Genomic DNA, 11,206 nt, shown 5'->3' on the forward strand with positions numbered 1-11,206 from the left:
GACCCTATATTTCAATAATATAGATTGACTATATCAATGAAATCTATGTTGTAACTGAACCTCTGCCCTAACTCTGATTTGTGCACAAACTTAATGTGATTGGTATAAGAACTTCGGATGAGTCAACTTCCTGAATTCAAGCCGAAAATTAAAAAATGATCCTAATCATTTTTCGTCCCGTAAGGTTGAATGCGACTTCGAACTTTACATGAGGAAACAAAAATGAAAAGGATCTTAAAGATCATTTTACCAGCATTTCTACTGGGCGTCATCAGTGGCTGTGACAATGACGATAACGGTAGTGGTGAAATCACTCCACCAGAGCCACCCGCACCGCAAACTATGGTACGGGTGATTCATGGCTCTCCTGATGCCCCAGCGGTTAATGTGTTAGCCGGAGGAAGCGTGGTCGACGCTTTGGCTGGATTAGACTTTGCTATGGGCTCACCCTTCTTGTCGTTAGATGCGGGCACGTATCCATTAACCGTCGACGCCATTCTGGCTGACGAGACAACCACTCAGGTGTTGGACTTGGGTGATGTCGATTTGATGGCTGATACCGAATACACGGTATTTGCGCACGGCACGGTTACTAACATGGACCTGGCTCCTGCTGTCATTGCAAACCCCGTCAGTGCGGTTGGCGACGGTAATATCCGCGTCCAGGTATTGCACGGCTCTTCCATCGCCCCGATGGTGAACTTACATGTCACCGGTGCAGACGATGAGCTTGGTGAACCTTTGGCGACCTTATCCTATGGCGATGTGACAGGCCAGGTTGAAGTGCCTGCTGGTGTATACCGGGTTCGTCTGGTTGTTGCTGAAGGCGATAGCATGGGAGCGGTAGCTTTCGACGCGGTATTGCCTGATTTGCCTGCCGGCGCGGACTTATTCGTCGCGGCAACGACAAACACTGGCGTGCCTACCTCACCGGTATTTTTGCTAGCCAATGATGGTACTGACACATTGAAAATCATCGACGACAGAACCCAAGCTTGGGTACGTGTTGTCCATGCCGCTGCCGATGTACCTAATGTCGACATCTTAGTTAATGGCAATAAGGTCAGCGCTCTGAGCAACGCTCCATTTACCGGCGTTACCGGTAATGTCCCTGTTGATCCAGGCACGTACATGGTCGATACGGTGCTAACCGCCGACAATAGTGTTGTAGGTATAACTGGTGATCTTATGCTGGAAGCGGATATGAAATATACCGTAAACGCTGTGGGCACTTTAGATAGCTCGGACGACGCAGCGCTTGAATATTATGTTCAGGTCGATGATGCGCGCATGGTGGCTACCGAAGCCCAGGTGCGATTAACCCATGCGCATCCATCTGTAGGTAACGTTGACATCTACGTAACCGCAGACGGCGATATCAGCAATGCATCGCCGGTTTGGACTGATGTTCCTTTCAAAGCGGATACCGGCTTTGTGTCGCTGCCTCCTGGCGATTATGTCGTGCAGGTAACGCTTACGGGTACCGATACAATTGCTATCGACACGGGTGTTATCTCCTTGATGGGGGGTAAAATTTACGCGGCTACTGCGGTTGATAATCCAATGGGCATGCCGGCAAACTTAATCTTGATGGATGCGTTTACTGAATAATTCATTCGCGTTAATTTGCGAACAACCCAGAAACAGCCCACTCGAGTTATCTTGTGGGCTTTTTTGATGCTTATTGCCGTCAAAAATGTATCCAAATTCTCCTATTTGTATGCAACTGTTCGTTAATGGCAAGTAAAGCAATCATCGCTTTATTATGCCGACTTGGAAGTCAGTATTTGCACTTTTTGTTGATCGTTTTCTTAGGTAAATGCGTATAAAAAGGTATGTGTAGAACAACGGAAGCACTTATGAATCTCGTTATTTTTCCATTGCCCATTTATCTTCTTCCTGGTGGTATCACTCGATTACGAATTTTTGAGCAGCGTTATATTAAAATGGTGAAGCAGGCCGTGACCGGTGATGGTTTTGTTATCAGTCAGTTTGCAAAAGAAGACGAGAACCCGTGTTGCCGTTGGGGCAGTCATGTCACTATTGTTGATTTTCAAAATGGTGACGACGGTTTGTTATATATCGACGTTAAATGCGATGCCATCGTCAACATCGGTGAAACATATCGTGACGAAGATAATCTTCTGCGTGCGCCAATTACACTTTCTCAGCACTGGCCAGGGCAACCCGTTTCGACCAATAGTCAGTTACTCGCCGATGAGTTGCGTAAATTTTTTGACGACAATCCACATTATGCCAGCTTGTATCCACAACCTGAGTTTGATTCTCCTGTGTGGGTATGTAGCCGTTGGTTAGAACTGATACCTATTAATTTCGACAACAAATGTTGCTTTATCGAGCCTGACAGCTTTTCCAAAGCGATGAATTTTCTCGCCACTGTGATTATCGAACATCACGAAGAAAAAACTGATCTTTAAAGTAAGTGCTCTCGTAGAATGACTTAACTGGGTTGAACAATTAAGTTACTCACGATGCAAACAGATACAAGCGCAGATACAATTACACGTGCAAATAGATTGCCAAATCAGGCTTCTCGCTCTAATAATAGAACTATGAATCCTGATAATAACCATCAACAATTAGCTGATTGGCTCGCAGCCGTGGCTGAAGAGAGAGATAAAATTGCCTTTACAGGGCTGTTTAAATTTTTTGCTCCGAAGATACAGCGCATTGCTCACCAGCAATTTAGCAGTGAAGCCCAGGCACACGAAGTCGTGCAGGAAACGATGTCAAATGTCTGGCGCAAAGCACATCTATATTCGCCGCAAAAAGGTGCCCCAACGACATGGGTCTACACCATTATGCGGAATGTAAGTTTCGACATGCTTCGCAAAATGAAGTCCAAAAAGGAAGATAACCTCAGTGAGGATATCTGGCCATTAGTGGAAGCCGAAAGTGCAGAAACGGATGTGTACGCGGATCATTTGCAACAGAATCAGATTCTGGCTCACCTGGACAAGTTACCGGAGAACCAGAAACAAGTCGTAAAAGGTTTTTACTTTCTGGAAATGTCGCAAGAGCAGCTTGCTCAACATCTAAACCTGCCCCTTGGCACGGTGAAATCAAGGTTGCGACTTGCCTTAGGCAAGTTAAAGCAGCAGTTATCAGATCAACAAGTGGGAGAGCATGATGATTAAGCATCACCCAACGACAAATTTATTACAGTCATTTTCTGCCGGAGAGCTTCCAGCATCATTATCCGCTGCGATTAGTATCCATGTTGATATGTGTCCGGTGTGTCAACAACAGGTTGGCGAATTAACGGAGCAATACGCGGAGCAAAGCTTCGATCAACCAGCGCAAATGAGCCAGCAGCAGTCATTCAATGAGACCGCGGACATTATGGCATTGATTGATGATATTACCGATGATGAGTCAATTGCAGAGGTTGGCGAGCGTTATGTTGCCAAAGAGTTTCAGATAAAAGACAAGAATTATAAAATGCCAAGGGCCTTGCAGTCGATGGCGATCGGAAGTTTTTCCGGTATTGGAAAATTAAACCGAGCTCGAATTGAGCTTGGCGAGGGTGAGATCCACACCAGCTTAATGCAAATTCAGCCTGGCGGCATGATCCCAGAGCACACTCACAAAGGGTTTGAGCTAACGTTATTACTCGATGGTGAATTTAGCGATGACATGGGTACGTATCAGGCGGGCGATTTTATCTGGCTCGATGGTTCGCACCAACACAACCCGAAAACGGAAGACGGGTGCTTGTGCCTGACCGTGGTCAGTGATGCCTTGCACTTCACACAAGGTTTCGGAAAATTATTGAATCCGTTCGGTTCTCTGCTTTACTAAACCTTATCTTCACCGGTTATTTCGATAGCCGGTTTCCTTCTTAATTGTCTTGGAGGATGCCATGAGTCATCAGCATTTCGATACCGACATCAATATTGGCATTAGCGCCTGTTTAATTGGTCAGAAAGTTCGTTTTGATGCGAGCCATAAGCAAAGCCAGTTTTGTGTAAACGAGTTCGGTGAACACGTAAAGTTTGTCCCCTATTGCCCGGAAGTGGCTATCGGGCTTCCAGTCCCTAGGCCAACCGTGCGTCAAATTGATGTCGACGGCGTGATCCATGTGAGTCGTCCAGATGGCACTATGGATGTAACGGATAAGCTTCGCGATTACGGTCAGAAAGTCGCTCCTAAGCTAGCAGACATCAGTGGTTACGTATTTTGCGCCAAGAGTCCAAGTTGTGGCATGGAACGGGTAAAGGTTTATTCACAAGATGGTAAAGGCTCGACGTCGGATGGCATAGGTGTTTTTGCCCGAGAAATCATGAAACGTTATCCATATTTACCCTGCGAAGAAAACGGTCGACTCAACGATGCTCGCCTGCGAGAAAACTTTGTCGCACGGGTGTTTGCCTACAAACACTTTCAAACGCTTGAAGCCTCCGGCCTGAGCAAACACAAGCTGATGGTATTTCATAGCCAATACAAATATTTGTTAATGTCTCATGACATTCTCAAATATCGGGAAGCAGGCCGATTGTTGGCAAAAATGCAAGATAACGTCGACGAAATCGGGAAGCAGTATCTTGCTATTTTAATGACAGCGATGAAAAAGATTGCATCCCGTAAAGGACATGCAAATACCTTGCAGCACATTCAAGGCTATTTTTCTAATGAACTCAATGGCTCAGAAAAACAGGAATTGTGTCAGCACATTGAGGATTATCGTGCCGGATTGGTGCCGCTGATGGTGCCGCTCACGATGATCAAACACTATCTGATGGAGTATCCCAAAGACTATCTCGCGCAACAGGTGTATTTACAACCTCACCCCGTGTCGTTGAAATTACGATACAGTCACTAATGCTATACTGGCTTCGCAATGATCTGCGGGTGCATGATAACCCGGCATTAACAAAAGCGTTGCAACAAGGATGTTGTGACGCGGTTTTTTTATCCTGTGACGCCCAGTGGCGTCAACACCATCAAAGTCCAATTCAACGAGATTTTATTTACCGTCATTTAATTCTGCTCGCTAAACAGCTCGCGACGCTAGGGATGCGTTTTCATTTTATTGAGGTGAGCGATTTTTCCGGACAAATTTCCTGGGTAAAGGAATGGTCTGAACAACAACATAAACAGAAGAAGTCGGCACAAATCTTTGCCATTGCCGAGCTTGAATTAAATGAAGTTTCCCGTGATCAAGAGTTGCTCAATCAAGGTGTCGTTTTAGATTTGAGTGAAGCGGATGTGATTATCCCTAAAGGGCAGGTCGTAACCGCCGAGGGCAATATGTATCGGGTGTTCACGCCATTCAAGCGCGCATGGATAAAACAGCTCTTAAATCAGGGGTTTGAATGCCTCGCGAATCCGGTTCCCGCTCATCAAGAGGTTTTGCCCGGGACATTAAGTACAACTAATCAAGAGGCTATCGAACAGATAACAAGGTGTCGACAGGATTGTGAGCAATCGTCTGAAGCCTGGCCGGATGCTGAGCTGATTATGTCAGGCACTTTGAGCAATTGGATTGATGATACAATTCAAGATTACAGTCAGGGGCGAGATTTTCCCGCTTTACCTGCAACGTCAAAATTATCTCCTTGTTTAAGTATCGGCGCCATAAGCCCGCGTCTAATACTACGATTGTTAATGCAATCACATCCTCTTGTTGTGGAGCAGCAACAATCTTCAGCGTTTGTCTGGTTAAATGAATTGATCTGGCGCGAGTTCTATCGCCATTTGTTGTTTCAATATCCGGATTTAATTAAAGGCAGAAATTTCAATCGCCAATACGATGCTTTGCAGTGGCGCAATGATACCGAGGAATTTGCCTTGTGGTGTCAGGGAAAAACCGGTTACCCCCTGGTCGATGCGGCCATGCGGCAATTAAATCAAACGGGTTGGATGCATAATCGTTTGCGCATGGTGGTTGCCAGTTTTCTCACCAAAGATCTCCTAATCGACTGGCGCTGGGGCGAACAGTACTTTATGGAACAGCTAATCGATGGTGATTTTGCCGCCAATAACGGTGGTTGGCAGTGGGCAGCGTCGACAGGCTGCGACGCACAACCTTATTTTCGCATTTTTAATCCAATCCGACAAAGTCAGAATTTTGATCCCTCAGGGGAATTCATACGTACTTATTTACCTGAACTGGCGCAGGTCCCCGATCGCCATATTCACTTTCCACATCAGTATCTTATTGATAATAATTGTGAATCTTTATATGGATCGGCTATCGTAGATCACAAGCAAGCCAGAGCATTGACGCTTGCGGCTTATAAAGCCTGCCGCTAGCACCGAAAACTCCAGTTAGCTGAGGACTTATGGAATCTTCATTAAATAACGATAAGGGTCAGGTCTTAGATATGGACGGTAGAGAATACGAAACCGAAAATTCAGCATCTGAATCGCATCATTCTCGCCAATCGTTTCCACTGTGGTTAGCGACCTTTGTGGATATTTATCAGCGCCTGTCGACCGATAATTTGTCATTGCTGTTACAAGTATACGCTCCGAATGTGCATTTTCAGGATCCACTCCACACGATAACAAGCCGCGCGCAATTAACCGAATATTTTGCTGCCTTGTATACCAATCTTAAGAGCTGTTCTTTTGTGATTGATGATGTGATGCACAGCGACCAAGAAGCGGCAATATACTGGCGCATGAGCTATATTCACCCCCGTCTTAATGGCGGTAAGGTCATTGAGGTCGAAGGGCATTCACGATTACGGGCTCAGGGCGATAAAGTTATTTATCACCGTGATTATCTCGATGTTGGTGCGATGTTATATGAACATATTCCTGTGTTAGGGCGTCTGGTGTGCATGGTTAAAGAAAGGGCAGGACGATGAAACAGATACTCATCACCGGCGCCACATCTGGGATCGGCGAATCCTTAGCGGTACGTTATGCTCGCAACGGCAGCGAAGTGATTGCTTGTGGTCGCAATGCAGAACGCCTGCAACACCTTTGCCAGGAACATCCAAACCTACGGGCCTTGCCTTTTGATATTACCGAGCGCGAGCAAGTCGCTCAGGCCGCGGATACGTTAGAAGCTTTGGATTTGGTTGTCCTTAATGCCGGCGACTGCGAATATATAGACGATGCCGGAAATTTTGATGGCGCTTTGTTTAAACGTGTCATTACCGTGAACTTGCTATCAATGGGCGATCTACTCGAGCATTTGATCCCGAAAATACGCAATGGTGGAAAGCTGGTATTTGTGAGCTCCAGCGTGACCTACTTACCGCTTCCAAGAGCCGAGGCCTATGGCGCATCGAAAGCCGGTGTCGACTATCTGGCAAAAACCCTGGCAATTGATCTGGCCTCAAGAAACATTGCCGTGACTTTAGTCCAGCCCGGTTTTATTAAAACGCCTCTGACCGATAAAAATGATTTTTCTATGCCGTTTCTACTTTCTGCTGAACAGGCGGCTGAGCGCATCGTTGACGGCGTTGAAAAACGAAAAAAAATTCTCGATTTTCCCAAGCGCTTTACATACATGCTGCGATTCCTTTCATGGATGCCGTTTAGCTGCTGGCGTTGGTTGTTAACAAGGAAGAAAAACACATGAAAAAGAACATCGCGATCATAGGCTCAGGTATTTCCGGACTAACCAGTGGTTATTTACTCAGTCAAAAGCATCAGGTGACCGTGTTTGAAAAAAATGACTACATCGGCGGTCATACCGCGACCAAAGATGTCGATATCGATGGCAAATCGTATGTTGTCGATACGGGCTTTATCGTGTTCAACAATAAGACCTACCCAAATTTTTTAACATTAATCGACCAGTTAGGTGTGAATAAAAAAGAAACTGAAATGAGTTTTTCAGTGCATAACCGTCACACGAAAATGGAATATAACGGTCATAATCTCGATACCTTATTTGCCCAGCGGCGCAATATCTTCAGCCCCAAATTCTGGTTGTTAATCAAAGAAATTCTGAAATTTAATAAACGCTGTAAGGCGATGTATAGCAGCGATAACATTCCGTTGGATCAAACGCTGGGCGACTTTTTGCAAGAACAGGGCTTTTCAGACTATTTCAGCCAACACTATATATTGCCAATGGGCGCGGCGATCTGGTCCAGCTCAATTGAACAGATGATGGACTTTCAATTAGATTTTTTTATCCGCTTTTTCCACAATCATGGCCTGTTAAACATCGCCGATCGTCCGCAGTGGTATGTGATTGAAAATGGATCACGCAGCTATATTCAACCCTTGATTGAACAATTTAAAGACCACATTCATCTTAATGCCGACATTCGTGGTGTTTATCGTGACCCCGATCAGGTCCGAATCTTGTTTGCAGACGGTTCAGAACAAACGTTCGATGAGGTGGTATTCGCCTGTCATTCCGATCAAGCATTAGCACTGTTAGAAGATGCCAGTGAAGCTGAGAAAAATGTGCTCGGGGCCCTGCCTTACAGTAAAAACAGGGTGGCCATGCATACCGATGTTTCGGTGTTACCGAAGCGCAAAAAAGCCTGGGCGAGTTGGAATTATATGTTAGATAACAATCGCCAACGACCAGCGAGTGTTAGCTATAACATGAATATTCTTCAACATATTGAAAGTCAACATACGTTTTGCGTGACATTGAATCAGAGTGATGCCATTGCTAAAGAGAAACTACTTGAAGAATACATTTATGAGCATCCGGTATTTTCAACATCCGGTATGGAAGCGCAACAGCAGCGCGACAAAATCTGTGGACATAATCGCACTCATTTTGTCGGTGCCTATTGGTACAACGGTTTCCATGAAGATGGCGTGCGTTCCGCGGTTGATGTTGGCGAGCGTTTTGGATGTCAGCTATGAGTGATGACAGTCGAAGCCAATCAATACTAACAAGCCAAGGAACGCTAAATAGTGGTATCTACGCAGGTGATGTTCGTCATCGCAGGATGGCTCCGGTATATCATGCCTTTAATTACCAGCTTTACATGTTGGTAATCGACCTTCAGGAATGGCAGCAAGGCCTATTGGAAAATGCCTGGCTGGGAAAAGCCTGGTACAAACCGATTCGCATTAAGCCAGAAGATTATGTTAGCGGTGAACCTAAAGACCTTGAGCAACGTATTCGAAATAAAGTGGAAGGCTTGGGTGGAACGTGGCCCGGCGGCAAGGTGATGATGACCATTCAGGGACGTTGTTTTGGCTTGTATTTTAGCCCGGTGAATTTTTTCTTCTGTTATGACCCAGAGCACCGAGCTCGATACATGTTAGCGGAAGTCAGCAATACACCCTGGAATGAGCGTCATTATTATCTAGTCGATTTAGAGACGATCAAACCATCCAAGAAAGAGTTTCATGTATCGCCATTTATGGATTTAGATATGACGTATCACTGGAAGGTCAGAGCCCCTGAATTAGTGGCAGAATGCGATTCCGCTCAGGACTTCAAAGCAAATCGCTTATTGGTACATATTGAGAATCATCGCAGTGAAAAGGTATTTGATGCGACGATGGCGTTAACCAGACAGCCGCTATCCGCAAAAGCGATTTTTGCAGTCTGGCGCAGTCTACCAGCGATGACGTTAAAAATATGTGCTGGTATCTACTGGCAAGCGCTGAAACTTTGGTTAAAGAAAGTACCTTTTGTGGCGCATCCGAAGTCCTGACATGCATTCAAGTGGGCATGTGACATGAAATCGTAATACATTGGTTTTAATATAAAAGAGAAAGTTATTGTGAATTCTTTAGAGCAACCATTGGAACAAAATCTGGAGCAAAATGTGGAGCAGATTGCCTCAATTCAAAACCTGGAACAGCTATCGTTTTTCCAACGTCGTTGTCGACAGCTGGTACATGCCGTACTCGGCAAAATTACCCAAGGTAGCGTTGAACTTATCGAAGGAACAAATCGGTTTCAGTTTGGTTCTTCTGATAGCGACGTGAAAGCCCAAATCAACGTCAACGATGTCAGCGTTTACACCAGTTTTGTCAAAGGCGGTAGTATCGGCGCTGCCGAGGCTTATATTGATAATCGCTGGACCTGTGACGATCTCACTTCGCTTATTCGTATTTTTGCCAGAGCCCAGAACGTCACCGATTCGATGGAGTCAAAAATGGCCTGGCTCGGTAAAATCAAAAATGCCTTATTCCATCGCAATAATCGCAACACGGTATCTGGCTCCAAGCGCAACATCCTTGCTCACTATGATTTGGGAAATGAGCTCTATACCCGTTTTCTCGACCCTTCAATGATGTATTCATCGGCGATCTATCCTAGCGAAGATGCAACACTGGCAGAAGCGCAACAGCACAAGCTGGCGCGTATTTGTGATCAGCTTGAACTGAATGAAAATGACCATGTTCTGGAAATCGGTACAGGGTGGGGCGGACTGGCGATATTTGCCGCGCAAAACTATGGCTGCCGCGTAACCACTACCACAATATCCGAAGAGCAGTTCAAATTCGCCGAACAGCGCGTCAACGAGCTAGGGCTGCAGGATAAAATTACCTTGTTGAAGAAGGACTATCGTGAATTAGAAGGGGAGTATGACAAGCTGGTATCTATCGAGATGATTGAGGCCGTCGGTCATGAATACTTCGATTCATTCTTCAAGCAGTGTAATGCCCGCTTAAAAGCTGGCGGCAAAATGTTAATTCAAGCCATCACCATTGCTGATCAACGATTTGACTATTATAAAAATAACGTGGATTTCATTCAGCGTTATATCTTCCCCGGCGGATGCCTTCCGTCCATTCATTTAATGAGCCAACAGATCGCAGACAATACCCAAATGGTTATTGAGTCTATTTCCGACATCGGTCTCGATTATGCCAGAACCCTCTCAGACTGGCGCGATGCATTTTTTAAGTCCTGGCCTGAACTGAAGGAACTGGGTTATGACGAAACCTTCAAACGCTTATGGACTTACTACCTGTGCTACTGCGAAGGAGCCTTCTTAGAGCGATCCACCAGCACCGTCCACCTGTTGGCGAGAAAATAACCTTTCCTTACGGGCTCAGAGTCAATTATGAAAAACATAACTTATTAATTATCAGAAGGTTAACAATCTTATCTCAATGACTCTGTCCCTTTAACCATTGCCGGTAATAGCAATAGCTTTCGACACTAAAGTTATTCGATTTTCTTACGGGGTCAGAGTCAATTATGAAAAACATAAATCATTAATTATCAAAAGGTTAATAAGGTCATCTTAACGACTCTGTCCCTTTAACCATTGCAGGTAATACCAATAGCCTT

11 protein-coding genes are annotated in these 11,206 nt (G+C 45.3%); all 11 read left to right on the forward strand.

The genetic code is table 11. The features are described 5' to 3' along the window. Positions 1-222: 222 nt before the first annotated feature. Positions 223-1,611, forward strand: coding sequence for a DUF4397 domain-containing protein (locus ACHUFQ_RS16475; RefSeq protein ID WP_394176940.1), 1,389 nt, complete (start codon positions 223-225; stop codon positions 1,609-1,611). Between the two features lie 248 nt (positions 1,612-1,859). Beyond that, positions 1,860-2,438 carry an LON peptidase substrate-binding domain-containing protein gene (locus ACHUFQ_RS16480; RefSeq protein WP_394176941.1) on the forward strand — a complete coding sequence of 193 codons (579 nt, stop codon included), beginning with the start codon at positions 1,860-1,862 and terminating at the stop codon, positions 2,436-2,438. A gap of 54 nt (positions 2,439-2,492) precedes the next feature. Then, on the forward strand, positions 2,493-3,158 hold the full coding sequence (locus ACHUFQ_RS16485) for a sigma-70 family RNA polymerase sigma factor (protein WP_394176942.1): 666 nt from the start codon (positions 2,493-2,495) through the stop codon (positions 3,156-3,158). Beyond that, the gene (locus tag ACHUFQ_RS16490; protein ID WP_394176949.1) at positions 3,151-3,822 is read left to right on the forward strand and encodes a ChrR family anti-sigma-E factor; all 672 of its coding nucleotides are present in this window, start codon (positions 3,151-3,153) and stop codon (positions 3,820-3,822) included. The genes ACHUFQ_RS16485 and ACHUFQ_RS16490 overlap by 8 nt, the downstream gene beginning before the upstream one ends. Positions 3,823-3,883: 61 nt before the next feature. Continuing rightward, entirely contained in the window at positions 3,884-4,843 is a 960-nt protein-coding gene (locus ACHUFQ_RS16495; RefSeq protein WP_394176943.1) for a YbgA family protein, read from the forward strand. Next, positions 4,843-6,276 carry a deoxyribodipyrimidine photo-lyase gene (phrB, locus tag ACHUFQ_RS16500; protein ID WP_394176944.1) on the forward strand — a complete coding sequence of 478 codons (1,434 nt, stop codon included), beginning with the start codon at positions 4,843-4,845 and terminating at the stop codon, positions 6,274-6,276. Before ACHUFQ_RS16495 ends, phrB begins: the two co-directional genes overlap by 1 nt. A gap of 29 nt (positions 6,277-6,305) precedes the next feature. Further along, positions 6,306-6,836: a nuclear transport factor 2 family protein gene (locus ACHUFQ_RS16505; RefSeq protein WP_394176945.1), complete on the forward strand. Its 531-nt coding sequence runs from the start codon at positions 6,306-6,308 to the stop codon at positions 6,834-6,836. Then, positions 6,833-7,558 carry an SDR family NAD(P)-dependent oxidoreductase gene (locus ACHUFQ_RS16510; protein WP_394176946.1) on the forward strand — a complete coding sequence of 242 codons (726 nt, stop codon included), beginning with the start codon at positions 6,833-6,835 and terminating at the stop codon, positions 7,556-7,558. The genes ACHUFQ_RS16505 and ACHUFQ_RS16510 overlap by 4 nt, the downstream gene beginning before the upstream one ends. Further along, on the forward strand, positions 7,555-8,811 hold the full coding sequence (locus ACHUFQ_RS16515; protein WP_394176947.1) for an NAD(P)/FAD-dependent oxidoreductase: 1,257 nt from the start codon (positions 7,555-7,557) through the stop codon (positions 8,809-8,811). The genes ACHUFQ_RS16510 and ACHUFQ_RS16515 overlap by 4 nt, the downstream gene beginning before the upstream one ends. Then, positions 8,808-9,614, forward strand: a complete 807-nt coding sequence (locus ACHUFQ_RS16520; RefSeq protein ID WP_394176948.1) for a DUF1365 domain-containing protein — start codon at positions 8,808-8,810, stop codon at positions 9,612-9,614. The genes ACHUFQ_RS16515 and ACHUFQ_RS16520 overlap by 4 nt, the downstream gene beginning before the upstream one ends. Before the next feature lie 114 nt (positions 9,615-9,728). Further along, positions 9,729-10,949 carry a class I SAM-dependent methyltransferase gene (locus ACHUFQ_RS16525; protein ID WP_394176950.1) on the forward strand — a complete coding sequence of 407 codons (1,221 nt, stop codon included), beginning with the start codon at positions 9,729-9,731 and terminating at the stop codon, positions 10,947-10,949. Positions 10,950-11,206 lie beyond the last annotated feature (257 nt).

Source organism: Thalassotalea litorea (assembly GCF_043642205.1).
Classification (GTDB): domain Bacteria; phylum Pseudomonadota; class Gammaproteobacteria; order Enterobacterales; family Alteromonadaceae; genus Thalassotalea_A; species Thalassotalea_A litorea.